General features: G+C 45.8%; 28 protein-coding genes. 11 read left to right on the forward strand and 17 right to left on the reverse strand.

Features of this window, described 5'->3' with window-relative positions; all coding sequences use genetic code 11:
• Nucleotides 1–29: 29 nt before the first annotated feature.
• The 14 genes from hisS to OC23_RS06420 all read right to left on the reverse strand — a co-directional run bounded on the left by hisS (nucleotide 30) and on the right by OC23_RS06420 (nucleotide 12,616).
• A complete protein-coding gene (gene hisS / locus OC23_RS06355; RefSeq protein ID WP_038343628.1) occupies nucleotides 30–1,322 on the reverse strand; it encodes a histidine--tRNA ligase in 1,293 nt (430 codons plus the stop codon).
• Nucleotides 1,319–2,434 carry a flavodoxin-dependent (E)-4-hydroxy-3-methylbut-2-enyl-diphosphate synthase gene (ispG, locus tag OC23_RS06360; RefSeq protein WP_038343629.1) on the reverse strand — a complete coding sequence of 372 codons (1,116 nt, stop codon included), beginning with the start codon at nucleotides 2,432–2,434 and terminating at the stop codon, nucleotides 1,319–1,321. Before ispG ends, hisS begins: the two co-directional genes overlap by 4 nt.
• Nucleotides 2,435–2,456: 22 nt before the next feature.
• Nucleotides 2,457–3,251 (reverse strand): helix-turn-helix domain-containing protein, encoded by a 795-nt coding sequence (locus OC23_RS06365; protein ID WP_038343631.1) that lies wholly within the window; start codon nucleotides 3,249–3,251, stop codon nucleotides 2,457–2,459.
• Nucleotides 3,242–4,048, reverse strand: a complete 807-nt coding sequence (pilW, locus tag OC23_RS06370) for a type IV pilus biogenesis/stability protein PilW (RefSeq protein ID WP_038343632.1) — start codon at nucleotides 4,046–4,048, stop codon at nucleotides 3,242–3,244. Before pilW ends, OC23_RS06365 begins: the two co-directional genes overlap by 10 nt.
• 16 nt (nucleotides 4,049–4,064) lie before the next feature.
• On the reverse strand, nucleotides 4,065–5,300 hold the full coding sequence (gene rlmN, locus OC23_RS06375) for a 23S rRNA (adenine(2503)-C(2))-methyltransferase RlmN (protein ID WP_038343634.1): 1,236 nt from the start codon (nucleotides 5,298–5,300) through the stop codon (nucleotides 4,065–4,067).
• 121 nt (nucleotides 5,301–5,421) lie between these two features.
• Entirely contained in the window at nucleotides 5,422–5,853 is a 432-nt protein-coding gene (gene ndk / locus OC23_RS06380) for a nucleoside-diphosphate kinase (protein WP_038343635.1), read from the reverse strand.
• A 110-nt stretch (nucleotides 5,854–5,963) separates the two neighbouring features.
• Nucleotides 5,964–6,164: a Fe-S cluster assembly protein IscX gene (iscX, locus tag OC23_RS06385; RefSeq protein ID WP_038343636.1), complete on the reverse strand. Its 201-nt coding sequence runs from the start codon at nucleotides 6,162–6,164 to the stop codon at nucleotides 5,964–5,966.
• A 94-nt stretch (nucleotides 6,165–6,258) separates the two neighbouring features.
• Complete coding sequence (locus OC23_RS06390; RefSeq protein ID WP_038343637.1) at nucleotides 6,259–6,810, reverse strand: phosphatase PAP2 family protein; 552 nt, start codon at nucleotides 6,808–6,810, stop codon at nucleotides 6,259–6,261.
• 21 nt (nucleotides 6,811–6,831) lie between these two features.
• Nucleotides 6,832–8,115: a glycosyltransferase family 4 protein gene (locus tag OC23_RS06395; protein ID WP_038343692.1), complete on the reverse strand. Its 1,284-nt coding sequence runs from the start codon at nucleotides 8,113–8,115 to the stop codon at nucleotides 6,832–6,834.
• A 540-nt stretch (nucleotides 8,116–8,655) separates the two neighbouring features.
• Entirely contained in the window at nucleotides 8,656–9,495 is an 840-nt protein-coding gene (locus tag OC23_RS06400; protein WP_038343639.1) for a symmetrical bis(5'-nucleosyl)-tetraphosphatase, read from the reverse strand.
• Complete coding sequence (gene rsmA, locus OC23_RS06405) at nucleotides 9,495–10,307, reverse strand: 16S rRNA (adenine(1518)-N(6)/adenine(1519)-N(6))-dimethyltransferase RsmA (protein ID WP_038343640.1); 813 nt, start codon at nucleotides 10,305–10,307, stop codon at nucleotides 9,495–9,497. The genes OC23_RS06400 and rsmA overlap by 1 nt, the downstream gene beginning before the upstream one ends.
• Before the next feature lie 40 nt (nucleotides 10,308–10,347).
• Nucleotides 10,348–11,334: a 4-hydroxythreonine-4-phosphate dehydrogenase PdxA gene (gene pdxA / locus OC23_RS06410; protein WP_038343642.1), complete on the reverse strand. Its 987-nt coding sequence runs from the start codon at nucleotides 11,332–11,334 to the stop codon at nucleotides 10,348–10,350.
• A 221-nt stretch (nucleotides 11,335–11,555) separates the two neighbouring features.
• Nucleotides 11,556–11,909, reverse strand: a complete 354-nt coding sequence (locus OC23_RS06415) for a hypothetical protein (protein WP_038343644.1) — start codon at nucleotides 11,907–11,909, stop codon at nucleotides 11,556–11,558.
• Between the two features lie 65 nt (nucleotides 11,910–11,974).
• Nucleotides 11,975–12,616 (reverse strand): hypothetical protein, encoded by a 642-nt coding sequence (locus tag OC23_RS06420; protein WP_038343646.1) that lies wholly within the window; start codon nucleotides 12,614–12,616, stop codon nucleotides 11,975–11,977.
• 267 nt (nucleotides 12,617–12,883) lie between these two features.
• Here OC23_RS06420 and rplM point away from each other — a divergent pair, with 267 nt between their 5' ends.
• The 11 genes from rplM (at nucleotide 12,884) to OC23_RS06475 (ending at nucleotide 21,363) form a co-directional block, all read left to right on the forward strand.
• Nucleotides 12,884–13,312 (forward strand): 50S ribosomal protein L13, encoded by a 429-nt coding sequence (rplM, locus tag OC23_RS06425; protein ID WP_004664909.1) that lies wholly within the window; start codon nucleotides 12,884–12,886, stop codon nucleotides 13,310–13,312.
• Between the two features lie 12 nt (nucleotides 13,313–13,324).
• Entirely contained in the window at nucleotides 13,325–13,711 is a 387-nt protein-coding gene (gene rpsI, locus OC23_RS06430) for a 30S ribosomal protein S9 (protein ID WP_004640839.1), read from the forward strand.
• A gap of 375 nt (nucleotides 13,712–14,086) precedes the next feature.
• Nucleotides 14,087–14,746, forward strand: coding sequence for a glutathione S-transferase N-terminal domain-containing protein (locus OC23_RS06435; protein ID WP_038343649.1), 660 nt, complete (start codon nucleotides 14,087–14,089; stop codon nucleotides 14,744–14,746).
• A 14-nt stretch (nucleotides 14,747–14,760) separates the two neighbouring features.
• Nucleotides 14,761–15,186, forward strand: coding sequence for a ClpXP protease specificity-enhancing factor (locus OC23_RS06440; RefSeq protein ID WP_038343650.1), 426 nt, complete (start codon nucleotides 14,761–14,763; stop codon nucleotides 15,184–15,186).
• 15 nt (nucleotides 15,187–15,201) lie between these two features.
• Nucleotides 15,202–15,864, forward strand: coding sequence for a hypothetical protein (locus tag OC23_RS06445; protein ID WP_038343652.1), 663 nt, complete (start codon nucleotides 15,202–15,204; stop codon nucleotides 15,862–15,864).
• Nucleotides 15,865–16,246: 382 nt separating this feature from the next.
• On the forward strand, nucleotides 16,247–16,606 hold the full coding sequence (locus tag OC23_RS06450; protein ID WP_038343653.1) for a hypothetical protein: 360 nt from the start codon (nucleotides 16,247–16,249) through the stop codon (nucleotides 16,604–16,606).
• Between the two features lie 157 nt (nucleotides 16,607–16,763).
• Entirely contained in the window at nucleotides 16,764–17,732 is a 969-nt protein-coding gene (locus tag OC23_RS06455; protein ID WP_038343655.1) for a hypothetical protein, read from the forward strand.
• 8 nt (nucleotides 17,733–17,740) lie between these two features.
• Nucleotides 17,741–18,283: a GTP-binding protein gene (locus OC23_RS06460; RefSeq protein WP_038343657.1), complete on the forward strand. Its 543-nt coding sequence runs from the start codon at nucleotides 17,741–17,743 to the stop codon at nucleotides 18,281–18,283.
• A 23-nt stretch (nucleotides 18,284–18,306) separates the two neighbouring features.
• Nucleotides 18,307–18,726, forward strand: a complete 420-nt coding sequence (locus OC23_RS06465; RefSeq protein ID WP_038343658.1) for a roadblock/LC7 domain-containing protein — start codon at nucleotides 18,307–18,309, stop codon at nucleotides 18,724–18,726.
• Nucleotides 18,727–19,077: 351 nt separating this feature from the next.
• Nucleotides 19,078–20,421, forward strand: a complete 1,344-nt coding sequence (locus OC23_RS06470; RefSeq protein WP_038343659.1) for a sphingomyelin phosphodiesterase — start codon at nucleotides 19,078–19,080, stop codon at nucleotides 20,419–20,421.
• A 12-nt stretch (nucleotides 20,422–20,433) separates the two neighbouring features.
• Complete coding sequence (locus OC23_RS06475; RefSeq protein WP_038343660.1) at nucleotides 20,434–21,363, forward strand: lipase secretion chaperone; 930 nt, start codon at nucleotides 20,434–20,436, stop codon at nucleotides 21,361–21,363.
• Between the two features lie 53 nt (nucleotides 21,364–21,416).
• Here OC23_RS06475 and OC23_RS06480 read toward each other — a convergent pair whose 3' ends face one another.
• The 3 genes from OC23_RS06480 to OC23_RS06490 all read right to left on the reverse strand — a co-directional run bounded on the left by OC23_RS06480 (nucleotide 21,417) and on the right by OC23_RS06490 (nucleotide 25,427).
• Nucleotides 21,417–23,363: an acetyl/propionyl/methylcrotonyl-CoA carboxylase subunit alpha gene (locus OC23_RS06480; protein WP_038343661.1), complete on the reverse strand. Its 1,947-nt coding sequence runs from the start codon at nucleotides 23,361–23,363 to the stop codon at nucleotides 21,417–21,419.
• A gap of 64 nt (nucleotides 23,364–23,427) precedes the next feature.
• Nucleotides 23,428–24,258: an enoyl-CoA hydratase/isomerase family protein gene (locus tag OC23_RS06485; protein ID WP_038343663.1), complete on the reverse strand. Its 831-nt coding sequence runs from the start codon at nucleotides 24,256–24,258 to the stop codon at nucleotides 23,428–23,430.
• 8 nt (nucleotides 24,259–24,266) lie between these two features.
• Nucleotides 24,267–25,427: an acyl-CoA dehydrogenase family protein gene (locus OC23_RS06490; protein WP_038343665.1), complete on the reverse strand. Its 1,161-nt coding sequence runs from the start codon at nucleotides 25,425–25,427 to the stop codon at nucleotides 24,267–24,269.
• Nucleotides 25,428–25,477 lie beyond the last annotated feature (50 nt).

A 25,477-nucleotide genomic window follows, 5' to 3' on the forward strand; every position in this document is an offset into this window, starting at 1 on the left:
GTGATTGTCCTTTTCCTAAACTTTACAATTTATTGTTTAAATTTTTCAATCAAAAACGGGGTCAGGTCAGCCAAGGCAACCTGTGACTGTTCAGCAGTGGCAAGTTCTTTGACCAGAAGCTGTTGTGACTCCCACTCGCGCTCACCCAGAATGACCGCAAGAACCGCACCTGACTGGTCGGCCTTTTTCATCTGGCTTTTCATGCTGCCTTGCGAACCGGTTTTTAAGCGAACCGGACTATTGGCCGCTTCCAGCTGGTCACGCACCTGTTCTGCCAGTACCAGGGCTTTGGCCTGATATGCCGGTTCGGCAACCAGAAACACTTCACAGTCACGTACAGTTTGTTCTTGCTGAACCTGCTCAAGTAACAGCAATAACCGTTCCATACCCATTGCAAAGCCAACCGCAGGCACAGACTGGTCTGCCTTACCTTTTAACTGTCCCACCAGTCCGTCATAGCGACCACCGGCACACACCGTACCTTGCGAACCCAGCATGGTGGTGGTCCACTCAAATACCGTCTTGTTGTAGTAATCCAGACCACGAACCAGCTTCTGGTTAATCACGAACTCAATACCCGCATCAGTCAGGTATTGTTGTAACTGATTGAAATGGTTGATTGAATCTTCTTTCAAGAAATCATGCAGCTTTGGCGCATTTTCCAGAATCTTTTGGGTCGATTCAATTTTAGAGTCCAGAATACGCAATGGATTGGTGCTTAAACGGCGTTGCGAATCCTCATCCAGGGCATCTTTATGCTGGGTCAGGAACTCAACCAGTGCCGCGCGGTATTCTGCACGCTCATCGGTTTCGCCCAAGGTATTCAATTCAAGTTGAACCTTGTCTGCAACGCCCATACGTTTCCATAAACGGGCCGTGAGAAGAATTAACTCTGCATCGATATCAGGCGTTGCCACACCAAAGGTTTCCACACCAAACTGGTGGAACTGGCGGTAACGGCCCTTTTGCGGCTTTTCATAACGGAACATCGGCCCCATATACCAGACACGCGGTGTTGCACCACGTAGCAGGTTATGCTCAAGCAAGGCACGCACACAACCTGCTGTTCCTTCCGGACGTAGCGTGAGTGACTCTGGCGGATTGCCCTTGTCAAAAAAGGTATACATTTCTTTTTCAACAATATCGGTGGCATCGCCAATAGCACGTTTGAATAAACCGGTTTGCTCAACCACCGGTAAACGGATCTGTTGATAACCATAGGCATCCATTAGGGATGCAAGTTGTTGTTCCAGACTTCTCCAAGCGGCAGTTTGCGTTGGAAGGATGTCATTAAAACCTTTGATAGCGACAATTGAACTCATGATGAACTACGGATAATTTCTTTAGATTTTGCTTCTTCAAGCTCTTGAACACGTTGACGAACCATTGTTTCAATTTCATCAACCAGCTGATTGGTGTCAATTAAATGGCTCTTTTCGCCATTACGATAGACCAGTGAACGAGGAGAAGCCCCCACAATCCCGATATCCGCTTCTTTTGCTTCACCCGGACCATTCACTTTACACCCGATGACAGACACGTCCATCGGGGTACGGATATCTTCCAAACGCTCTTCCAGCGCCTGCATCACCTGAATCACATTGAATTCCTGACGTGAGCAGCTTGGACAAGCAATAAAGTTAATCCCGTTTGAGCGCAGGCTCAACGATTTTAAAATGTCAAAACCGATTTTGATTTCATCTTCCGGCTCGGCCGCAAGTGAAATACGCATGGTATCGCCAATCCCTTCCATCAGCAATCCGCCCAGCGCAATCGCCGATTTTACCGTACCGGTGCGATAGATACCGGCCTCTGTCACGCCCAGATGCAACGGATTGTCAATCTGCTGGGACAACAGGCGATAAGCATCCATGGTCAGGAACACATTCGAGGCTTTCACACTGACCTTGAACTCATGAAAATCGAGCCGATCCAGAATATCGATATGACGCATCGCTGACTCAAGCAAGGCCTGCCCTGTCGGCTCGCCATATTTCACTTGCAAGTCTTTTTCCAGTGAGCCGGCATTTACACCAATCCGGATTGAAATGCCATGATGTTTGGCTGCAGCAACCACTTCACGGACCTTCTGATCCGAACCGATGTTGCCCGGGTTAATACGCAAACAGTCAGCACCGTAATCTGCAACAGCCAGAGCAATACGATGATCAAAATGGATATCGGCCACCAAAGGTACGGAAACACGCTTACGAATGGCACCAAAGGCTTCTGCTGCTTCCATTGACGGAACTGAAACACGCATGATGTCTGCACCAGCATCTACACAGCGCTGGATTTGCGCCACAGTGGCATCGACATCACATGTTTCAGTATTTGTCATACTTTGAACACTAATCGGGGCATCACCACCGACATACACCGAACCGACACGGATCTTACGTGTTGGACGGCGCTTAATGGGGTTCACAATCATCGTATAGCTCTACTCTTTGTCATTAACGAGACAAACGGAATTCTGCTTTTCCATTGACTGTATATGGAGACAATGAAATCTGTTCCTGATTCAGGGTCAGGGATACCGCAGTTGCATCATCTAAACGGATCTGAAATGGTGACTCACCACTTAAAGTCAATGTAGATGCCTGACGGCCTGTTGCCAATACTTTACCTGTTGCGTCAACAATATGCACAGAGGTCGGACGGTTAAAGTTCAGCACCAATTGGTCACCAGATGTTGCGGCACTGGTATTGCCCATTGGCAGAATCTGAACATCAGAATTCTTGATCTTTGGTACATCGTCATCATCTTTATGACTTGATGTCCAGTTCTGTACCGCCATCACGGCCAGCCATGCCAACAGTGCAACCACAGCCACAATGGCTGCGCGCTTTAACCAGATCCGGTTACGCACACTTTTTGAACCAGACAGCTTACCCATGATCTTGATTGGGGAGTTATTCAAGGCATGGCTGGCTTTCAGTCCGGTATCATTGACATAGATTTCATCAAAACGCTGGATAATCGCACTGGCGTCTGCATTTAAATGCTTGGCATAGGCACGGTAATAACCCTTGATGAAAGTCGCTTCTGGCAATGACTTGTAGTCATCCTGCTCTAATGCCGTCAAGGTCTTGACCGGCATGTTCAATACGTTTGCAATCTCTTCAATTTCTTTCTTTTGTGCAATACGAATTTGACGCAAATACTCACCAGGTCGTTGAATATTTCCTAACGCAGACGATGGCGAGGTTGAGCCAGTTGGCTGATGTGAATTTGGATTTATTTCCATACGGCCTCAGTACTGTACTGTAATTGCAAATAACGTTGATATTCTGGACTATCAGGAAATAAAGCGCGTAATTGATTGACTAACACTTGCATTCCTAACTGGTCCGCATTTGCCCGAGCAATGCGTAAACCAATCCAAAGCGCGCGGGCACCCTGGTTTTTCTGACCTACATTACGAACATATTGTTCATATAGTTGCGATGCATCTCTATTATTTTGTTGCAAATAGAAAATTTCCGCCAACTCTAACATTGAAATTGTTGCGTTTCGATTCGCTTGTAGCGCCTGTTTGAATGATTTTTCGGCATTCGCCACATCGCCGAGCTTTAAATAGATTCGCCCCAGATTTTCCAGCGACTGAAAACGCTGGTCATAGCCCAGAGTTGCACCCGCACGGGTAAACTGCTCAATGGCCTCATTATAGCGTTGCTGCTGGTACAAATATGTACCGTAATTATTACGGGCCTGGGCATTATCCGGTTCGGCTGAAATGGCCCGCTTGAAATAGGCTTCGGCCTTCTGCATGTTGACAGGGCTACCTTCCTGTTGCAGCAGGATGCCCATCATCATATTGGCATTGGCATCACGCGAATCAAGTTTTAATGCCTGATCAAGTGAACGCTTGGCTGAATCCAGGTCACGTGTACGAATATATTCTGCTGCCAGCTGCGTACGCACCTGTACCGCTTTTTCCGGATCTTTTTTTAATGTTGTCGATGGCGTCTGGCAAGCAGTTAAGCCAGTTAAAGTAAACACAACAGCTGTCGCTATAATCGTTTTTGTTCGAGTTGTATTCAACGCTTTTCCCCAGGTTTTATCCTTGTGTGCGCAATATTTCTTGTCGCTGCGCCACTTTCTTTTTCCACTGTTCGGCACGACGGGTACGGTCAGCAACCTGTCCTACCAGTTGACCACACGCCGCATCGATATCATCACCACGTGTCTGACGAATCGTACACACAAAACCGGCATCCGACAAAGTTTTTTGGAAGGCAATAATACGGTTACGGCTCGAACGGCCATAAGGCGCGTGCGGGAACGGATTAAATGGAATCAGATTGATTTTACTTGGTAAGTTTTTCAGTAACTTTAACAACTGCTGGGCATGTTCAGGCTGGTCATTGACCCCTTCCAGCATGACATATTCAATGGTGACATGACGGCGTGCACTTTCATTGCCATCTTTGGCCAAATAACGCTGGCAAGCCGCAATCAGCTGCTGTAACGGATATTTTTTATTGATTGGCACCAGTTCATTACGCAGCTCGTCATTTGGCGCATGCAGCGAAATTGCCAAGGCAACATCAATATCCTGTGCCAGCTGGTCAATCTTCGGCACCACCCCAGATGTCGACAGGGTCACACGACGTTTCGACATGCCATAGGCAAAGTCATCCAGCATCAGGTGCATCGAGCTCAACACCGCATCGTAGTTGAGTAAGGGCTCACCCATTCCCATCATCACGACATTGGTGACGGTACGCTCACGCTCGGCTACCGGTACATCTTCCATATAGGAGTAGTTGGCCATCCATAACTGGCCAATAATCTCGGCCGGCGTCAGGTCACGCTGGAACCCCTGTTTGCCGGTCGAACAGAATGAACAATCGAGTGCACAGCCTACTTGTGAAGAAATACACAGGGTCTTACGCGCACCGGTTTTATCGTCTGCCGGAATCAGTACCGTTTCGACCAGAGAGCCATCACCCTCGCCAACACGGAATACCCACTTGCGGGTACCATCTTTGGAATAGTTACGATGCACCACTTCAGGTGCTTTAATTTCACAGATTTTTTCTAGTTTTTCACGTAATTTTCCCGAGATGTTGGTCATTTCGGCAAAATCTGTCACAAAATATTGATGAATCCATTTCATGACCTGACCGGCACGAAACTTTTTTTCGCCCAGATCTTCAAAGAATTTTTCCAGCTCTGCGCGAGACATGCCAAGTAAATTGACCTTATTATCGGCAGCTTGAACGACAGGCGTAGTAACAGACTGTTGTTTTTCATCCAAATTTTCTGATGAAACGACCACTGCAGAACTCATGTATATTTACCTAAACAATATCAGCACAAAGAAATACTGTGCATTATTCACACAATATAATCTATAAAAAATAAAAAACCAGATAAGTAGTATACCACTTATCTGGCCTGAATACTTTGGATTAACGAGTGCGTGGGCAAATCTCGTTATCAGCAAAGAAGTAAGCGATTTCGCGCTCAGCAGAAGCAACCGAGTCAGAACCGTGAGCAGCGTTTTCGTCGATGCTTACAGCGAAGTCAGCACGGATTGTACCTGGAGCCGCTTCTTTCGGGTTTGTTGCACCCAGGATGTCACGGTGAGCAAGAACTGCGTTTTCACCTTCAAGTACAGAAACAACCACTGGACCAGAAGTCATGAATGCAACGAGGTCAGCAAAGAAACCGCGTTCTTTGTGCTCTGCATAGAAACCTTCAGCGTCAGCTTGAGAAAGGTGTTTCATTTTAGTTGCAACGATTTTTAAACCCGCTTTTTCAAAACGAGAAAAGATATCACCAATGTGGTTTTTAGAAACTGCATCTGGTTTTACGATAGATAAAGTACGTTCAATCGCCATGATTGACTCCTATTATGGTCTAAACTAAAAAAAATTTGCCGCATTATACCGATGTCATCGGTAATAATCAGCTTGTATTATGCAAAAGTTCAGTGATTTCTGACGAATTTTTACCGAACTTCATCCAGCCAGGCCATTTGAATCGCTTCTAGCAAACCCTCAGTCGACTTATCCGGATCATCACTAAAATCTGGCAGCGCACAGACCCATGCATGCAAATCGGTAAAACGGATCCACTGTGGATCGACGTCCGGATGTGCTTCAGTGAGTTCAATCGCAATATCAATCGTATCTGTCCAACGTAAGCCCATAGTGACCACCTGAATCAATAATGTAATTGAGCGTACTTTAACAAAACAGCTGATTTAAGGGATAGTGTCTGGTGTGAAATTATCGCGAAAATGCTTATAAGGCCAGATGCAAGCCAGGTGCCAGTACAATGATGGCACTGCCGACCGAGGCGCCAATCATGGCCCCTACAATGACATCACTAGGATAGTGTAGCCCCAGAATCATGCGTGACAATGCGACCAAGATCGTAAACGGCAACATCAGGATCAGTAGCAGCGGCTGGATATACCCCAAGGTAATGGTGACCATGACTGCATGTAAGGTGTGACCGGAAGGAAAACTGAAATGATCGAGTGGCCGCTCACCCAGTACAATCACCTGATGCACCTGATAAGGTCGCGGACGTGTGGTTTTATTTTTCAGTAGCTTGTAAATAAGGGTACCCACCGAACCCGCCGCGACCAAGTATAAAATCTGTATAAGGTATGCCCAGCCTTGCATGGCCCAGACAGACAACAGCATCACATACCAGAATGGCCCATCGCCCAGACGGCTGATCGTTTTAAAAAATAAAGCGATACGTTGCGACTGTGAAAGATGGTTAAAGTATAAGCAACCCTTTAAATCGAGATCCAGCATTTTTATTTTTGCATTCTGAAATTTCATACTTTTTCTCCTCAGAAGGATTTAGGTCGCGATCATGGGGGACTCCTTTGCGACCTGATAAAGTGCCTGTTCCAGTTGTTGTACCGGAAATTGCCAGCTATTTTCCTGCACACTCGCACTGGCAAGCTGCCCCATCTGCCTCAGTTGCGGCAATGCGGGTAAATCACAAATAGACTGGATAAAGTCGCCGGTCTGTCCCAGCGGGCTAAGCCAGCCAGTAATTTCATGCCGGACATGCTGGTGTGCACAGACATAGTCATAGGCTACCACAGCCAGACCACTGGCAATCGCTTCTAAAACCACGTTGCCAAACGTATCGGCCTGACTGGCGAAAGTAAATACATCTGCACTGGCATAAGCAGCCGAAAGCTCGCGCCCACTCAGGCTACCCATAAAAATTACATCATCAGACTGCGCCATCTGCTGCAGACGTCCCAGATCCGGGCCATCCCCCACGATGACAAACTTGATATTTTTCCCCTGCTGCGCCTGCAAGGCATGGAAGCTCCTGATCAACACATCCACTTCTTTTTCAGGTGACAGACGCCCGACATATAGCATGACACGGGTATCTGCTCCGGCACCCCACTGCTGTCGCAGCTGCGCGGAACGATGCTTGGGAGAAAATTTTTCGGTATCTACCCCACGGCCGACCACGACCAAAGGACAGGTCACACCAAATCCACGCAAGGCCTGCTCTGTATATTGACTGGGTACGCAGGTCACGTCGGTACTGTTATGAAACCAGGTCAGATAACGTTGAATGGGTTTGACCAGAAAAGCCAGGTCAAAAAAACGGCTAAAATCATGAAAGGCTGAATGAAAGCCACTGGAAACGGCGACCTTCCGTGATTTTGCTGCCTGTAATGCGGTGAGTCCCAATGGCCCTTCGGTCACGATATGCACCACATCTGGCATAAATTTCTCAAAAGCTTTGGACACCTTGAGATATTGTGGCCAGCCAAACTGCACACTTGGATATTTAGGAATTGGCTGGGACATGACCAGACATTCCTGATCCGGATGAAATTCGGTACAGACAGCTTTTTGTGTGGGCCGTACCAGCAAGATTTTATGCCCGAGTCGCTGTAGGCCCTGACACAGTTGCATCATGGATAAAGCCACACCATTAATTTCTGGTGGCCAGGTTTCAGTGACAATGGCAATTCGGAGACGGGGACGAACCAGATCACACAGTTCAGACAAGTCCTCATGCTTATTTTTGAATTGTTTCCTTTTAAAGTAAAATTTAAAATTTTCAGGAAACTCTTGTTTGAATAGAGATGTCGCGTATGTGCTCTGCATATCGCCATCCATTTGTGTCGTTATTTTCATGCTTGTCAGCTTATAAGCATTTTTTGACACTTTAATGATCAGTGTATGACAGTTTTTTGACAGTCTAAAAATTAAAAATGCCCAATCTGAAACTGGGTATTTGTACACAACACAATAAATACCCAATCTAAATCTGATCAGAAATATGATACTCGAAAACGTCATCAGCAACCTGAGCAAGCCAAAGCAATTAAGCTTTGGCTTAGCGCAAGACAAACGAAGTGCGTAGTTTAGGACTCAAGCATAGCGTTCATCTTACGGTGCGGCAAAGATTATTAATCTTTGCTATTCGCCCCTCAGGTTTGGCCTACTTTTCCCAAAATGAGAAACAACGTTTCGTCAGGTAGGGCGAGCCTGAACGAAGTTAAAATATATTTCAACTGAAGTGCAAGACGTAGTAGCTAATCTTGTAATTCGATGAGAAATTATCCAGACTCCGCTCAGATAATTTTTTCCAACAGACTCTAGATAAAAATATTTAGATCAAACTCGAATTGCACTTATTCAAGTTCAAGCTAAAGGATTATCTACCGCAAAAAGCTGCTGATCTTCTAAACGCAAAGCCACCAGTTGTTGTCCCCAGACACAGCCCCCATCCACATTTTGAATTTGAGGGCTAATGGTCTTGCCCTGTAATGCCGCCCAATGTCCGAAAATCAGCTGATGGGTTTGTGCAGCCTGACTTTCAAACTCAAACCACGGCTGAAAACCCGCTGGCATCGGTGCATCTAGTGCATCTTTGAACTCAAACTCCAGACGTCCTTCAGCATCGGTCAAGCGCATACGGGTCAGATAATTGGTAATACAACGCAACCGCGCCATACCCGTCAGCTCATCTGACCACAGGTCCGGCTGTGAGCCATACATTTCTGCCAGAAAACCATCCAGCACAGAAAGATCCTCATGCGCAACCACCTGCTGCACTTCTTGTGCCAAGGCAACGGTCTTTTCAGCGCTCCAGATGCAGGGTACACCCGCGTGAGTAATCAAGGTGTGTTGATTTGGAGACAGGCTCAAAGGCTGCTTGCGTAGCCAGTCAATCAGTTCATCACCATCAATCGCATCAATTACATCTTGGGTCTGGTCTTTTTCTTTGGCTTTTTTAAAGCCACGCGCGCAGGCAATCAGGGTCAGGTCATGATTGCCCAACACCGTTGCCGCCGCCCCACGGTCGGCCAGCTTCTTAATAAAGCGTAAGGCACCGACCGAGTTTTCACCACGCGCCACCAGATCGCCAGCGAACCATAAAAAGTCCTGATCCGGATCAAAGCGAATTTCTTTCAGTAAAGCTTTCAGGGCTTCAAAACAGCCCTGCACATCACCAATGACATAGTTATAGCGTTTTGACATCAGGCCACCATCTGGTCAGAAAGCGCCACGAAATCAGCCAGATTCAATGTTTCAGGACGTGCCATCGGATCTACCCCGGCCTTTTCAAAGCCGTCTTCCGCCAGCATGCCTTTTAAACTGTTACGCAAGGTCTTACGGCGCTGGGTAAACACATGACTGACCAGACGGGCCAGTGCTTTTTCGTCCTTTGCCACTATCGGCTTGGTGTCATAAGGTTCCAGACGGAAAACGGCCGAAGTCACCTTGGGTGGCGGATTGAATGATCCCGGGGGTACTTCAAACAGGAATGTCGGCTTGCAGTAATACTGAATCATGACCGACAGGCGCCCGTACTCTTTGGTATTTGGCGTAGCAGTGATCCGGTCTACCACTTCCTTTTGCAACATGAAGTGCATGTCCTTGACCTTGTCGCCAAATTCCAGAAGATGGAACAGCAAAGGAGTAGAAATATTATAAGGCAGGTTACCCACTACCCGTAGTGGACGACCTTCCTGGAACAGCTGGGTAAAATCATACTTCAGCGCATCAGCTTCAATAATCGTCAAACGCTCAGGATGTGGCACACGACCCGGCAAACCGGCCGCCAGATCACGGTCGAGCTCCACCACCGTCAACGCATCACATTCACCAATTAAAGGTGAAGTCAATGCAGCCAGACCCGGGCCAATTTCAACAATATTATCACCGGCACGAGGGCTCACCGAACGGACAATTTTGGCAATCACACGCTGATCATGCAAGAAGTTCTGACCAAAGCGTTTTCGAGCCTGATGCCCTTCATCTTTAGGGTTTAGGGCATTAATTTGATACATATATTTATACTCAATATTTGAAACTTAATTCCTCCCTCTTTTATAAAGAGGGGCTGGGAGAGATTCTTGCCAAATCAAGTGCTAAATCCACTGCCACCTGCAAGCTTGATGCTTTTGCCTGTCCAGTGCCTGCAAGGGAAAGTGCTGTGCCATGATCGACCGAGGTTCGAATAAATGGTAAGCCTAATGTAATGTTGACTGCTTCACCAAAGCCTTGCGATTTTAGCACAGGTAAACCCTGATCGTGATACATCGCCAAAACGGCATCTGCATCTTGCAGGTTTTCAGGGGTAAACAAGGTGTCTGCCGGCAAACTCAGGCTCATGTTCACGCCCTGTACCCGATAGCTTTCCAGCACCGGATTAATCACTTCGATTTCTTCACGTCCTAAATAGCCATCTTCACCTGCATGCGGGTTCAGGCCACAGACCAGAATATGCGGCTGTGCAATTTTAAATTTGCTCTTTAAGTCATGAATCAGGATATCAATCACCTGATGTAAACGCGCTGGGGTAATGGCCGCCGGCACCTCCCGCAGGGGTAAATGAGTCGTTGCCAGCGCTACCCGCAGCGTTCTGGTCGCCAGCATCATCACCACACGCTCAATACCAGCAAATTCCTGATAATATTCGGTATGCCCACTAAAGCTCATGCCGGCATCATTGATAATGGATTTTTGTACAGGCGCCGTGGCCACCCCGACACTTTGTCCGGACATGGCATAATCAGCCGAACGGCGCAATTGCTCCAATACATAAGCTGCATTGGCAGAGTCTAACTGCCCTAAGTTCACCGGTTTTGCCAAAGGCACATGTTCAACAAACAGTTGCCCCTGCAAGCTGGATTGAGTTTGTCCCTGATATTCAACCAGTTCAACATTTAAACCGAGTAGATTGGCACGTTGCTGCAACATTTCAATATCGGCCAATACCACCAGCGGTCGTTCATCTATCCGTTCCGCCAGACTCAGACAGATATCTGGACCAATTCCAGCCGGTTCACCTGAAGTGACATATAAAGGAAGCATATCTAGCGCCAGTCTTTTTGATTTCCTGCTAGTGTAACCAAAATATAAAAGCAGCTATAGCCCTACCTTTTTATAAATTCTGATTAAAGGTCAGCTATAGCCCTTTATTACAGTACATACAGCCAAAAATGTAATGGCTATTCGTTAAAATCAACACGGTCTTGCCTAAGTCATTGCTCAGCTCAGCCTTTATAAAAGTCAAAATATAGGCGTTGAAGTATTTAGTTTTCCGGTTTTCGTGGCAAATGAAACTCGGCATTTAACCAGCCGAGCACATGCGCAATTTCTGACAAGCAAATCAGGCCCCCAGCAACCACAATCGCAATGGCTAGCCATTTCCACAGTTGGCGATGGGTCTGGCTAAAACGCTGCGCTGGAATGCAGAAAAAAATCAGCCCACCAGCCAAATAAAGCAGATATGGAAAAGGTGTGAAATGCATCAACATGCTGACTAAAGCGACACCGACCATCCCGCTAAAACCGTAATAGATTCCAAACCCGGTGATCAGAATGAAATAAGTGATGATTAGGCCGAACAAACAGCCCAATAGAAATTGTTTTACGCGCAGCATCATGAGTCTTTTTTATTTGGATTCACACTCATAAAACATTATTTTACCCGTTCAATCAAGCTAATGGATCAGCGTTCAGGCAGCACAGCTTTAGACAGGTTCTGTGGAACAAGATTGGAAGGAACAAACTCAACCTTGCGTGTCCATGGGTTTACTTTTGGCTGGACTTTTTTCTCAGGTTGCACCATGGCAATCTCTTCTTTCTTTTCAGTCACGGCTACCGTACTTGCACTCTTTTCGACAAGCGGGTTAGTGATAAACGTCTCTTTCTTTTCCGGCACCTGTACAGCCTGCTGAACTGGTGGCTCTTTTTTCTCCACTGCCGTGGTCGCCACCGGACTGGCTGGCCGGATATAAGGCGCCACCATTGCACCTTGTTTAACGATGGTTTGCGTTGTGGATTGCTGCATGTAAGGTGCCGGAGTTGCCCCCGCACCGGCAGTGGCTCCCTGCAGATTAATTTGATCAACCGGAATTTCAATTGCTTTCATTTCGGCTGTGACAGCCATCGCAGGATCAACATGATCATGACCGCGACTTTCAAGCACTTCGAGTTTGCGGCTGGTGCCTTCTTTTGGCTGGAATTCGGAATAATTGGTGACACTTCCCTGATCTACCCATTTATACAGCCGTCGTGCATTGCTCTGGGCCGAACAGAGACCCACCAATAATGCAACCACAACAACTTTTGTAGAAAACGGCAACTTCATCAAATTCCCCGCAAGAAGAGGTCAATACTTCTATTTATTTCAAATGATTGGTCTAAAAATGATAGGGGTATTCCGGTCCGCTCTCAAGATAAATAATAGTCGCATCAAGCCAGTGCATATTAGTTCCCAAATCAGTCACATTGCAGCAATTTCTGGCTGCTCTAGCGAATTTTTCTTGTGTGTAGGTATAAACTCATGTAGAATTCGGTCTCCTTTTGTTTGGACAGATTCCACCGTCCAAACCAACTATAATAGGTAGTGGTTTAAATGAAAACTCTCAGCGCTAAGCCAGCTGAAGTTCAACACGACTGGTATGTTGTTGATGCTTCTGGCAAAACTTTAGGTCGCCTTGCGACTGAAATCGCTCGTCGTTTACGCGGTAAGCACAAGACTTCTTATACTCCTCACGTTGACACTGGCGATTACATCGTTGTGATCAATGCTGAGCACGTTCAAGTGACTGGTAACAAATCACTTGACAAGAAATACTATCGCCATACTGGTTTCCCTGGTGGTATCCGTGAGACTAACTTCGAGAAGTTAATTGCTCACAAACCTGAAGCTGTTTTAGAAAAAGCTGTTAAAGGTATGTTGCCAAAAGGTCCTCTTGGTTATGCAATGATCAAAAAAATGAAAGTGTACGCTGGTAGCGAGCATCCTCATACTGCTCAACAGCCACAAGTTTTGGACATCTAAGGGATACAGCACATGGCTACTAATTATGGTACAGGTCGCCGTAAGACCGCAACTGCACGTGTTTTCTTATCAGCTGGTACAGGTAAACTCGTAATCAACAATCGTACTTTAGAGCAATATTTCGGTCGTGAAACTGCTCGTATGGTTGTACGTCAGCCTTTAGAACTTTTAGAAGTTACTGAAAAATTTGACCTTTACATCACTGTTAAAGGTGGTGGTATCGGTGGTCAGGCAGGCGCTATCCGTCACGGTATTACTCGTGCACTGATCGCTGCTGACGAAACTTTAAAACCTGCTCTTCGTCAAGCTGGTTTCGTTACTCGTGATGCTCGTGAAGTTGAACGTAAGAAACTTGGTTTACGTAAAGCACGTAAACGTCCTCAATTCTCTAAACGTTAATCGTTTTACGAATTGGACAAAAAACCTCGGATTTTCCGAGGTTTTTTTATGGCTGGCAGCCGCCTGTTGCTTTTTGATACTGCCATATATTGCCCTTCACCAGTCGTAGCTTTAATCGCAGTAACAGCCCCTTAGTAGCGGCCCCGCTCTCGATCACGACGACGGCATTTACCTGTTCCATGCCTGAGATGAAGCGGAACAGCCACGACATAGCAACACGCTACACAGAAGCAACAGTGATCTCTTTTGATGTTTTTTTCTGGCTAGTATTTTTCAGGAACTGATTTATGCGCTCAGGCTTATATTATTCATGATAAAGTGATTTTCAGCGTTAATTTTAGTATTCTAAACAGTCAATCAGAATTTTTTGGATTTATGTCTTTAGAAAATCCCCCAAGTCCTGTTCAAGGCATTACCCTGTATAGCCACGCAGATGATTTCCGCTCACACTGGATTCGTTTTCTGCTTGCTGAAAAACAAATCAAATACCAGCTCATTATCACCGATCATGAAGATGAGGATCTGGCGGACTTAAATCCTTATAACCAGTTGCCGATGCTGATTGAACAGAACCTGAAACTGTTTTCAGCCAGCATCATTGCCGAATATCTGGATGACCGTTATCGCCAGAATAAACTGTATGCCGATGCCCCGATGGCCCGGGCTGAACAGCGGCAGTATATCTGGCGCTTTGAACAGGACTGGTTCAAACTGGCCGATCACATGCTCAGACATGCCGACAGCCTCGACTTGCAGCAGCAACAAAAAGCACAAAAAGAGCTCAGGGATACCCTGATTTCCCTGACCCCGCTGTTTCAGCATTTTCCTTTTTTTATGTCTGAAAGCTTTTCTATTTTAGACTGCATGCTGGCACCGATCTTCCTGCGCCTAAAAAGTATGGGAATCGAATTACCGTCACAACATTGCCGACCTATTTTCTTGTATTGTCATCGTATCTTTAGCCGTCCATCTTTCATTAAATCAATGACAGCTCAAGAAAAAAACAGCTACAATGAGTTGATTTCTACGATTTAATAAGTTTTTCAATTATGTCTGAGCAAATAACTTTCACGCCTACACGCCCATATCTTGCTCGTGCCATTTATGAATGGATTTGCGATAACCAGCTCACACCTTACCTGTTGGTTGATGCAACACAACCTTATACCGATGTGCCTGTACAATTCGTAAAAGATGGGCAAATTGTTTTGAACCTGGCACCTCACGCGGTTCATCAATTGCATATGAGCAATGATGCCATCACTTTTTCGGCGCGTTTTGGCGGGGTTGCAAAAGAAATTTATGTCCCTATCCGTGCGGTATTGGGAATTTATGCACGCGAAAATGGACAAGGCCTGTTCTTCGACCCGTCAGAATATGAAAATATTGAAGAAACTGCTGCATCAGAAACAGAACAAACCAAGCAAGAAGCAGAACCTACGAAAAAGAAACCTTCACTCAGAATTTTAGATTAAGCGAGGATATACAAGATGGCATTTGACTTAGTCCAGTATTTTGCTGAACAAATTAAAATTCAAAAACCGCAATTGTTTAGCCAGTATTCTCCAAAAGAAAAGCAATCTTATATTAATGAAGTGAATATCCTGTCGCTTGGGCAACTGATCAGTCTGTGGAAACAAAATCCGCCGAAACTGTATCAGGAAGTACAAACGTCTGACCCGCTCTATATCCAGGAGATTGCCCGTCATTTGACAACCTCCGCCCATAATCAGTCAACGCTTAAAGCCGGCGAGCTGGAAAGTAGTCTTTCTGAAGTTCTGGCATTACAGCTGGCAGAGCTCAAACAACTTGACCAGACGGGCAGTTTCGGACAAACCGGCCTGACCGAACTGTTAATGGGCCAGATTGAGCATTTATCAGGACAGGCTGAAGACTGGGTATGGTCAACCAATCAGTTAACGGAATTAATTGGTTCCAAGCCGGTTGAGCAGGAAGAGCTCTCGCTTGAAGCAACCATGCAGGAATTTAATCAAATGGTGAATCAGGCCCAGCCTGTGGCTCATGACCAGCATGATGTCTCCGAAGTCAGTCTGCCTGTTGTTCCCTCTTGGGCCTATATCATTGCACCGCTGGTGGCATTGGTTATTTTGATATTTTTATATTGTTCATACTGTCAGTTAATTTCAGCCTGATTTTCAATACATGATAAGGAAAGATTTAATTCTTTCTTTATCATGTAGTTAATAAAAAATAAAATTATACTAAAAAAACATATTAAAACTGCTAATTAAAAAATTACATTTAGTTACAATGAAAAATAGTCATACACCCCTCTAAATTAATGTGAATAAAATCACAGTTAAAATCAATAAATGATCTTGATTAATATTTTTATCCATTTAGCTGACAAAAATTGTCATTTATTAATACTTTGAAAATTTCAATCCATTTAAAGTATGATTGATTTAATAAAAGAGTTTCCTATAATAAGATTAACTACTTTTGAAAACCAATCAAAAACAAAAGTGGCATATATAAATTCATAAACAAAGATGTATTAGTAGAGATAAAATCATGGCTAAAATTTCATTAGAAAGCTTAACAAATATTGATGGGTTCGTTGCAGCAGCGTTAGTAGATACAGAAAGCGGTTTGGCGCTGGCAACACAAGGTGGGGGTTCACTTGATTTGGAATTAGCTGCTGCAGGGAATACCGAAGTTGTTCGCGCCAAGCGACGTGTTGCCAACTCATTAAAACTTAATGATGACATTGAAGATATTCTGATTACCCTAGGTAAGGCATATCACCTGATCCGTCCATTAGAAAGCAATGGCAATTTATTCTTGTACCTTGTTTTAGACCGTTCTAAATCAAACCTTGCCATGGCTCGCCACGAACTGAAAACATTTGAAAAAGAATTAGACTTTGCTTAATTCTTAATTTAAAAATATTTAATATATTAGGCTTCTTGTATATATTTTTATTTTAGATATTTATCAGAATAAAAATAATGCAAGATGCCTATTATTAGTCTTTAACATAAAGACTATTTTTGCAGTCCAATATTTTATAAAACATTAAAGTGATACTATGAATGGACATTGCATTAATATCGCAATTTCAGGTATAAGTTTAAAAGTTTCAGATGAATTAAAAATAGAACTTAGAAAAACCATACCCCATGAGTTTGGCATTAACTGGATCAATATTGCAGATCCCAATATCGACTTATTATTAATAAATGAAAATTTCTTTGAAACTGAAGGGATCCAGCGCATTTTAGAACAAAAACAACTTCCCTGCCTAAAAGTTGCCAAAGGAGAAGGCTCACATCATCTGGAAGAACACAATACGCTTTATTTACCTTTTCAACATACAGATGCATTAAAACACTGGATTCAGCAACGCTTGCTCAGTTACCTCTCCCATCAACAGTCACAACAGCCCAAGTCGGCGGCAGTGTCCACCCATAATGCAGTAAACGAGAAATATTTGACGGATATGCTCAATCCTGAGAATGCCCGGCTTCATCTGTTTGATGATCATGGTACTCTGGCCATCATTGATACACGCAGCCAGGTGGCCTGGCTCGAACCCACCAGAACGCATACCAAGACCAACCACAGCTTTACCTATGAGTTTGCGACCACTTCCAGCTTCACCAAGGTTTCGCGTAAGGTCGAATACAATTTACAGGACTGGCTCTGGAATCTATTCTGGCATTCGACCGAGTTCCAGCGCTTGGCGCCCAATGAAAATGAATACTATAAAATTGAATACTGGCCTCAACCGGCTCAAAGTGAAGACCGTAAAACCGCGCTCCTGCTTTCGGCCTGCTTTATACAGGGTGCCCAGATTTATCAGGTTGCCACCCAGTTAAAACTTCCGGTTCAAACAGTTCAACAGTTCATCACTGCCTGCATGATTTCAAACAACGGCGGCATTATCCCAGCTTCAGAAGGTCGTTACCTCAAAACGGAAACACCTGAGCAAGCCACTGAACAACAAGGTTTTTTAAATAAATTTTTCGGCAAAATCAGACGCCGCTTTGGGCTTTAAGGAATGATATGATTCTCCAACAATATAAAATTGTCTTTGCAGGAAGCATGGGTGCAGGAAAAACCGAAGCCATTAAATCGCTTTCAGAAATTCCGGTGCTCGCGACAGAAGCACTCAATACCGACAGTCAGGCCCACAATAAACTGCAAACCACAGTCGGCATCGATTATGGTGAAATCACCCTGGATGACGGCATCAAGATCGGCCTGTATGGCACCCCGGGCCAGTCACGCTTTGACTTTATCTGGCCGGTGATTTGCCAAGGCGCGCTGGGCGTGATTCTGCTGGTGGACCATAACAGTAAGGTCCCGCTTGAAGAGCTGGAAGGCTATCTGGACACGTTTAAGGATTACACCCAGAACATTTCGATTGGCATTACCCATGTCGATGAAAATAAAGCACAACCCACCACAATTTATCGGGACTGGCTCATCCAGAATGACTACCACTACCCTTTATTTTTTATTGATGCACGTAAACAGGAGCATATCTTGCTCATGATCGAATCCCTGATTGCCGCATTGGAAGTCAATTTAAAAGCAACAAATTAATTAGGTTATAAAAGAGAAGAATTATGTTCAGTATTCCCAGTCAACAACGTACCGCACCCAAGGAGCTGATCCAGTTCGCCAAAGCTCAGGCCAATGATATTCTGATGAATATTCGTGGTGTCGATTATATTATGCTCTGTTCAACCGACGGGTTTGAGCTTGCCTCTATTTATAAGAAAAATCCGTATAACAGTACCAAGCTGGCTGCTGTCAGTAGTTCGATTCTGGCGATGGTCACTGCGTTTCTGAATGAAATACAATTAACCGGCTGCCAGAGCATTACCCTGGATGCTGAAAATGGCAAGGCCATTCTCACCGCGATCCCGGCACAGCATCATCCCATGGTGATGGTGACCTTGAGCAATAAAGATGTGCTGTTAGGCCAGTTGCTCTATAGTTTAAAGCAGGCCAGCACAGCGATATCCGAAGCCGATCAGGCCTAGTCTCCGCTCCGGTCTACATATCTGGCATGGTATCCCCCTGTCAGATTTTTTACATTTATAGCTTTGCTCATTTGGCTCAGTCTGCTCATTTTCGTTTATGAACAACTGTATATTTTTAGACCTACAACCAATTTCGCCAGTCTTTTTTATATTAAAAAAAATCCTGATAACAATAAATAAGATAGCTTCCTTAAAACATCAGATGAATGGTTCTAAATTTAAATGATTTAGCAATATTTTTTCATTATTATAATTTTAGAACAAATAACGATCATAAATTTTTCATAAATGAATAATTTGAATAATACCTCCCGTTTTTGTTCAAACATAATGAGTAGCATGGAGAGAATAATGAAGCTGAAAAGCTTAAAACTTGGCGCAGGGGCTGCGTTATTGATCAGTGGTTTTGCAAGTCAGCAGGCGATGGCCGATTCCTATGTTTTTGTGACCAATACCACGCCGCAAACGGTATCGGTACAAGTCAATCAGACGGGAGCGGCCTTACAGCAAGGCAATCAATGGGCGCAGGAAGCGACCCAGATCGCCCCTTATGAAACCAGACGGATTTTACGGATCAACCGCTATACCGGGATTAAATCCGGTCAAACCTATAACTTTGATACTGTGGTCAGCAGCGGTAACTCGCAAGTGACCCTGAAACAGACCATGACTGGCACCTGGTCGGGCAGTAACATCCAGCATGGTCTGCAAACGGCGACCACAACATCGCCTTGGTATTCAGATCGTAATGTTCATCGCATCAATACCACTTATGCGGGTTTATCCGCTCAGGCGGCAGTCAAAGCCGAATATACTGGCGGTTATGATGACTTCCACTACACTATTCATCAAAACACCGTTCCAGAACCGGTTTCAGCCAGTGCCGATGAACTTAAAGTCCTGACGTATAATATTTATGCCCTACCTATGGTGGCAAGTAAGATTAGTGAACGTCTGGCTGAATTACCCAATCATTTAAACGGCTATGATGTGATCATGATGCAGGAGGCCTTTGCCTCATCACGTGCAGACATGTTGAATCAACTGGCACAACAATATCCGTATCAAAGCCATATTCCGGTTGGCTCAGGCTATAACCTGTTTGACAGTGGTCTGGTGATTGTCAGTCGTTATCCGATTGTGAAAACGGCACAGCTGATTTATCCAGACTGTACCGGCACTGACTGCTTTGCCGATAAAGGTGTGCTGTATGCTGAAATCATTAAGAATGGTAAGGCTTATCATATAACATCAACCCATACCGCATCTTTTGATACCGATGCAGCACGCGCCTTACGCCAGACCCAGTTCAAACAGATTCGTCAACTGGTCGATCAGCAAAACATTCCGGCTTTTGATGCAGTGCTGATGGGGGGCGATTTTAATGTCAATAAACTGTTATGGCCGCAAGACTATCAGGACATGCTGACCAACCTGAATGCAACCGCTGCACCAAGTACAGGTTATACCGCTTCAACCTTTGATCCCCGTGTGAACAAGCTGGCAGGAGCGGCAGGTTCTGGCGGTTCAACTGTTGAATATCTGGATTATCTTGTGGCTTCCAATAACCATCGTCAGCCGACACAGTCGCGTAACGATGTGCGTATCCTGCGCAGCACAGCCGACCCGCTGTATATGACCTGGGATCTCTCCGATCATTTCCCGGTAATGGGCCAGTTTAATTACACGCCATAAACGGAATGTGGTATGAATAAAAGACTATTGCTGACAATGCTGATTGTTGTTGTGGTCCTGGTTGCGATTGTCGTCTGGAAGAGCACCGCCTCTTCCGCTGCAATCCAGCACACCCAATCCAGCTCTTTATCTCAGGATTCATCAACACAGACGAGTGATGGCCCTATGTCCAATAAAAGCAAGGATGATATTTTTCAGGCCTCCCTTTTGCAGCAACTCAAAACATTGCAACAACACCCCGGCAATATCACTGAATTTCTCAGTGAATTTAAAGCCAGTTGTCCCGTTTCAGACTGTAATGCAGCGCTCGCAAAAGCTTTGGCCAATTATCCCGACCAGAAATTTGCAGCTGTAGTTGCGAATCTGTTGAAACGGATTCCGCAATATGAGCAACAGATGCAAAGCACCGTACTCTCAACCGCTTTATCTCCCAAACAACGTTTTGAGGCGATTTGGAAACTCAGGGAGCAGACCTTGGGGCAAACCGAAGCCATGCTTGGCTTTGGGCAAGAACGTGATTATGCAGATTACCGTTTTGCCTACAATGACTTGGTACAGAATCGAAACCTGAATGCTGAACAACGTTTAAAAGCCTTTGAACAGTTGCAACAGCAATACCCTGCTGCATCTCAACAGCAAAGCAAGCTCGGGCTATACCAACAGGCCTTGAATCTGCTCGAGCAAGGCTCACGTAACCCGGTAGAAACTGAGCGGTTAAAGCAGCAATTACAGCAGCACTATTTAACCGAACTGCAACGCCAACAGCTTCAGCAAAGAGAACAGCAGGAGGCTCAACAACAGCAGCAAGTCAATCAATACCAACAAGCTTTAAAGCAATTACAACAAGAAATGCAACCGCTGAAAGCGCAGCTTTCAGAAGCCGAATGGCAACAGCAGTATCAAAGCCGTTTAGAGAATTTACGCTTGAACATGTTCCCTTAAATCTTTTGAACCCCGGCGATGGTCGGTCGCAAGGGTTCTATCCAGCCGTAAAATCAAAGCAAAGAAACACTTAATAGTTGCTGACGTTTTTTCACCTGTTGGCCGACCTGACCAATCAATTCCTCCACTACCCCATCGACATCCGATTTGATCTGTTGCTGAATTTTCATGGCCTCAAGCACTAACAAGGTTTGTCCTTTCACGACCTGATCACCGACATTGACCAGCAGATTGACAATGGCTCCATCCATCGGCGCACGAATTTTACCATCACCGACGGCTTCCGTCGCCTCTGGCGCGGCATAGGTGATGTTTTCAATCACGACATTGCCATTGTCTGCATCCAGATACAGTTGATCTTGATCAAGTACATAGGCCAGCTTACGGCGTACCCCGTCACAGCTATAAATTATTTCTACATCATTGATGTGCACTATCTGTATGCTTGCCTGCTGTCCACAGAGCTCAGCCGTCACCTGCTGCTGATCATGGTGTACATGCAGCACTATCTGCTGATCGGCATATTTCAGCTTCAAGGGAAATGGCAAGGCAACACCTGTATGCCAGGCGACCTGTTTCTGGTTTTGCTGGCTAAACAGAGCTGCTGCCACCGCGAGGATTTCAGGCGTCGGGCTTTGTGGATGGAGACTGATATCCTCCTGAAAATGCTGCTGGATAAAGGCCGTATTGGTCTCTCCTGCAACGACTACCGGATGACGTAATAAATTGCTCAGGAACTGTTTATTGCTGTTTACGCCCAGCAACACACAATCATCCACGGCACGGGCGAGTAACCGGATGGCATCCTGACGGGTTTTGCCATACGCAATGACTTTTGCCACCATCGGATCATAAAATGGACTGATTTCATCTTGTTCCAGCATGCCATGATCAATACGGACATGCGGTAGCTCGGCAGGTTGCCAGCGCCAGACCTTACCGGTTTGTGGCAGGAAATCCTGACGCGGGTCTTCGGCATATAAACGCACTTCTATGGCATGTCCATTCAAGCTTAGCTCATGTTGCTGTAAAGGCAAGGTTTCGCCATTGGCCACACGCAACTGCCATTCCACCAGATCCAGTCCGGTAATCATTTCCGTCACCGGATGCTCGACCTGTAAACGCGTGTTCATTTCCAAGAAATAGAATTCACCCGATTGATCAAGTAGAAACTCGACCGTACCTGCCCCGACATAATCACAGGCCTTGGCTGCGGCCACTGCCGCCTCTCCCATTTGCTGGCGAAGCTCGGGTGTCATCACCGGGCAAGGGGCTTCTTCCACCACCTTTTGATGACGGCGTTGAATCGAGCAATCACGTTCAAACAAGTACACATAATTGCCATGTGTATCGCCAAAGACCTGTATTTCAACATGTCTTGGTGCCATCACGGCTTTTTCCAGGATCAACTCGCCAGAGCCAAAGGCATTTTCTGCTTCCGACCGCGCTGTTTTTAAGGCTTCAAGCAAACTGGCTGGCTGCTCAACCAGTCGCATGCCGCGCCCGCCACCACCTGCCGATGCCTTGACCATTAAGGGATAGCCAATCTTCTCAGCTTGTACAGCGAGTTCATCCAGTTCCTGCTGATCGCCTTCATAGCCCGGTACACATGGCACGCCTGCCTCTATCATGGCCAGTTTAGAAAGACGCTTGCTGCCCATCAGCTCGATCGCAGCCGCACCTGGCCCAATAAAGGTGATGCCATGCTCAAGGCAGGCCTGAGCAAAATCAGTGTTTTCAGATAAAAATCCATAACCGGGATGTACCGCATCGGCTCCGGTCTTTTCACAGGCAGCTATAATATTGGCAATCGATAAATAAGATTCGGAAACTTTAGCGGGGCCAATATAAACCGCTTCATCCGCCACCTGCACATGACGGGCATTGGCATCGGCATCTGAATAGACGGCAACCGTTTGATAGCCCATTGCTTTAGCGGTTTGCATGACCCGTACAGCGATTTCACCACGGTTTGCCACCAAGACTTTTGAAAATTTCATGAGTCAATCTCTATTTTTAAGTCCTCTTCATTTCCCTTTTTTTAAAGTGGGCCTGAAGGAGATGTTAGTCAAACCAGTTCGGATGACGCTTTTGAATAAAGGCCATCGTGCCTTCCTGCCCTTCGGCACCTGCCACTGCCTCTGCAAACTGGCGTGCCGCATCATCCAGAAGCGGTGTCAAAGCTTCGTTCAGTGTCCGCTGCAATAGCGCCTTGGTGGCACGGGAAGCCAGAGGTGCGGCACGTTTAATCTGTTCAATGCCCTGTTCAAGTTGCTGCTCCAGTTCCACTTCATTACATGCCACCTGATGAACGACTCCTAAATCCAGTGCCATCTTGCCATCAAAACGTAAGCCGAAAAGTGCCAGACGGCGCGCCTGAGTCAGTCCCACGCGCTTTACCACAAATGGCGCAATCTGGGCGGGTAAAATCCCCAAGCCGGTTTCGGGCAAACCAAACTGGGCGGTATCACGGCTAATGGCAAGATCTGAAACACAGGCCAGACCGAAACCGCCACCCAGCACTGCACCTTCTAGCACGGCAACAACGGTTTGCGGGGCCTGCTCAACCTGTTCAAGCATGGCACCAAAGCGGCGGTTAAAATCAACATAAGGCTGCAAGCTACCGGTATCGGCAGCTTCAACCCGTAATCCTGCCATATCCTTAATATCGCCACCGGCACAGAAATGCCCGCCTTGACCGCGTAGAATCACTGCACGAATCGAAACATCATCAGCAATTTGACTAAACACCTGATGAATGGCGGTGACCATCTTCAAACTCATGGCATTACGGCTCTCAGGACGATTCAGCCATAAAGTTAAAATACCACCTTGCTGTTCCAGCTGAATGCTGTCATCTATTTCCAGCGCGGCAACAGAAGTTGAAAGTGTCATACCAGCTCCTAGTTTTTCTGTTTCTTCGGCAGAATGTCGGTAAGCTTGCAGATAATTCCCAGCATGATTTCATCTGCACCACCGCCAATCGAACCTAAACGACCATCTCGATACAGCTGTGATGCCGGGTTATTCCACATAAAGCCATTCCCTCCCCAATATTGCAGACAACTGTCAGCAACTTCACGGCTTAACCGTCCAGCCTTTAACTTGGCCATGGAGGCCATCAAGGTGACATCCTCACCCGCAATATGCTGCTCGCAGGCCTGATAGGTTAGGGCTTTCAGTGCTGCAACTTCAGTCATCAGTTCAGCAAAACGGAAATGAATGTACTGGTTATGAATTAAAGGCTGACCAAAAGTGCTTCGCTCCTTGGTGTAATCAATGGTTTGCTGAATGACTTTTTCCATGCCACCCACTGCATTGATACAGGCCCACATGCGTTCTTCCTGAAACTGCATCATTTGCATCATAAAGCCCATGCCTTCTACACCGACCAGATTACGTTGCGGTACACGCACATTATCAAAGTAGACCTGTGCAGTCGTGGTTGAACGCATCCCCAATTTATTCAACGGTTCTGAAAAGCTAATTCCTGCCGTTTTTGCAGGGACAATAATCATGGATTTATTGACGTGGGGCTTGTCATCAGAGGTATTGGCCAATAGACAAAAGAAATCAGCTTGTAATGAGTTGGTGATCCACATCTTGCTGCCATTAATCACATAATCATCGCCATCTTTTTTGGCTGTGGTTTTGATCGCTGCCACGTCAGAACCCGCATGTACTTCCGATACTGCAATCGACGCCACATATTCACCACGAATGGCAGGATTCAGAAACTCATCGCGGAGTTCCTTACTGCCAAAACGTGCCAGTGCAGGCGTTGCCATATCGGTTTGCACGCCAATCGCTAGGGGCACACCACCACACGCAGCACGACCTAATTCTTCTGCCACCACAAGGTTGTATGAATAATCAAGACCCAAGCCGCCATTTTCCTCTGGCTTGCAAATCCCCAATAAGCCCAAATCCCCCATTTTCTTAAAGACATCATGAATCGGAAAACGCCCCGCTTCCTCCCACTCTGGGATGAATGGGTTTAATTCATTTTCAACAAACTGACGTGTGGTACGGCGTAAAGCATCATGTTCTGCGGTAAATTTCATTGTTTTTGTTCCTTAAAAATTGTTTCTCCCTCTCCCTAACCCTCTCCCAT

Origin of the sequence: Acinetobacter sp. A47, from assembly GCF_000805455.1 — a bacterium.
GTDB lineage: Bacteria > Pseudomonadota > Gammaproteobacteria > Pseudomonadales > Moraxellaceae > Acinetobacter.

Bases quoted from the DNA above. Each gene is read 5' to 3' on its own strand.
- hisS (WP_038343628.1), bottom strand. From the start codon at position 1,322: ATGAGTTCAATTGTCGCTATCAAAGGTTTTAATGACATCCTTCCAACG.
- ispG (WP_038343629.1), bottom strand. From the start codon at position 2,434: ATGATTGTGAACCCCATTAAGCGCCGTCCAACACGTAAGATCCGTGTC.
- OC23_RS06365 (WP_038343631.1), bottom strand. From the start codon at position 3,251: ATGGAAATAAATCCAAATTCACATCAGCCAACTGGCTCAACCTCGCCA.
- rlmN (WP_038343634.1), bottom strand. From the start codon at position 5,300: ATGAGTTCTGCAGTGGTCGTTTCATCAGAAAATTTGGATGAAAAACAA.
- ndk (WP_038343635.1), bottom strand. From the start codon at position 5,853: ATGGCGATTGAACGTACTTTATCTATCGTAAAACCAGATGCAGTTTCT.
- iscX (WP_038343636.1), bottom strand. From the start codon at position 6,164: ATGGGCTTACGTTGGACAGATACGATTGATATTGCGATTGAACTCACT.
- OC23_RS06390 (WP_038343637.1), bottom strand. From the start codon at position 6,810: ATGAAATTTCAGAATGCAAAAATAAAAATGCTGGATCTCGATTTAAAG.
- OC23_RS06395 (WP_038343692.1), bottom strand. From the start codon at position 8,115: ATGCAGAGCACATACGCGACATCTCTATTCAAACAAGAGTTTCCTGAA.
- OC23_RS06400 (WP_038343639.1), bottom strand. From the start codon at position 9,495: ATGTCAAAACGCTATAACTATGTCATTGGTGATGTGCAGGGCTGTTTT.
- rsmA (WP_038343640.1), bottom strand. From the start codon at position 10,307: ATGTATCAAATTAATGCCCTAAACCCTAAAGATGAAGGGCATCAGGCT.
- pdxA (WP_038343642.1), bottom strand. From the start codon at position 11,334: ATGCTTCCTTTATATGTCACTTCAGGTGAACCGGCTGGAATTGGTCCA.
- OC23_RS06415 (WP_038343644.1), bottom strand. From the start codon at position 11,909: ATGATGCTGCGCGTAAAACAATTTCTATTGGGCTGTTTGTTCGGCCTA.
- OC23_RS06420 (WP_038343646.1), bottom strand. From the start codon at position 12,616: ATGAAGTTGCCGTTTTCTACAAAAGTTGTTGTGGTTGCATTATTGGTG.
- rplM (WP_004664909.1), top strand. From the start codon at position 12,884: ATGAAAACTCTCAGCGCTAAGCCAGCTGAAGTTCAACACGACTGGTAT.
- rpsI (WP_004640839.1), top strand. From the start codon at position 13,325: ATGGCTACTAATTATGGTACAGGTCGCCGTAAGACCGCAACTGCACGT.
- OC23_RS06435 (WP_038343649.1), top strand. From the start codon at position 14,087: ATGTCTTTAGAAAATCCCCCAAGTCCTGTTCAAGGCATTACCCTGTAT.
- OC23_RS06440 (WP_038343650.1), top strand. From the start codon at position 14,761: ATGTCTGAGCAAATAACTTTCACGCCTACACGCCCATATCTTGCTCGT.
- OC23_RS06445 (WP_038343652.1), top strand. From the start codon at position 15,202: ATGGCATTTGACTTAGTCCAGTATTTTGCTGAACAAATTAAAATTCAA.
- OC23_RS06450 (WP_038343653.1), top strand. From the start codon at position 16,247: ATGGCTAAAATTTCATTAGAAAGCTTAACAAATATTGATGGGTTCGTT.
- OC23_RS06455 (WP_038343655.1), top strand. From the start codon at position 16,764: ATGAATGGACATTGCATTAATATCGCAATTTCAGGTATAAGTTTAAAA.
- OC23_RS06460 (WP_038343657.1), top strand. From the start codon at position 17,741: ATGATTCTCCAACAATATAAAATTGTCTTTGCAGGAAGCATGGGTGCA.
- OC23_RS06465 (WP_038343658.1), top strand. From the start codon at position 18,307: ATGTTCAGTATTCCCAGTCAACAACGTACCGCACCCAAGGAGCTGATC.
- OC23_RS06470 (WP_038343659.1), top strand. From the start codon at position 19,078: ATGAAGCTGAAAAGCTTAAAACTTGGCGCAGGGGCTGCGTTATTGATC.
- OC23_RS06475 (WP_038343660.1), top strand. From the start codon at position 20,434: ATGAATAAAAGACTATTGCTGACAATGCTGATTGTTGTTGTGGTCCTG.
- OC23_RS06480 (WP_038343661.1), bottom strand. From the start codon at position 23,363: ATGAAATTTTCAAAAGTCTTGGTGGCAAACCGTGGTGAAATCGCTGTA.
- OC23_RS06485 (WP_038343663.1), bottom strand. From the start codon at position 24,258: ATGACACTTTCAACTTCTGTTGCCGCGCTGGAAATAGATGACAGCATT.
- OC23_RS06490 (WP_038343665.1), bottom strand. From the start codon at position 25,427: ATGAAATTTACCGCAGAACATGATGCTTTACGCCGTACCACACGTCAG.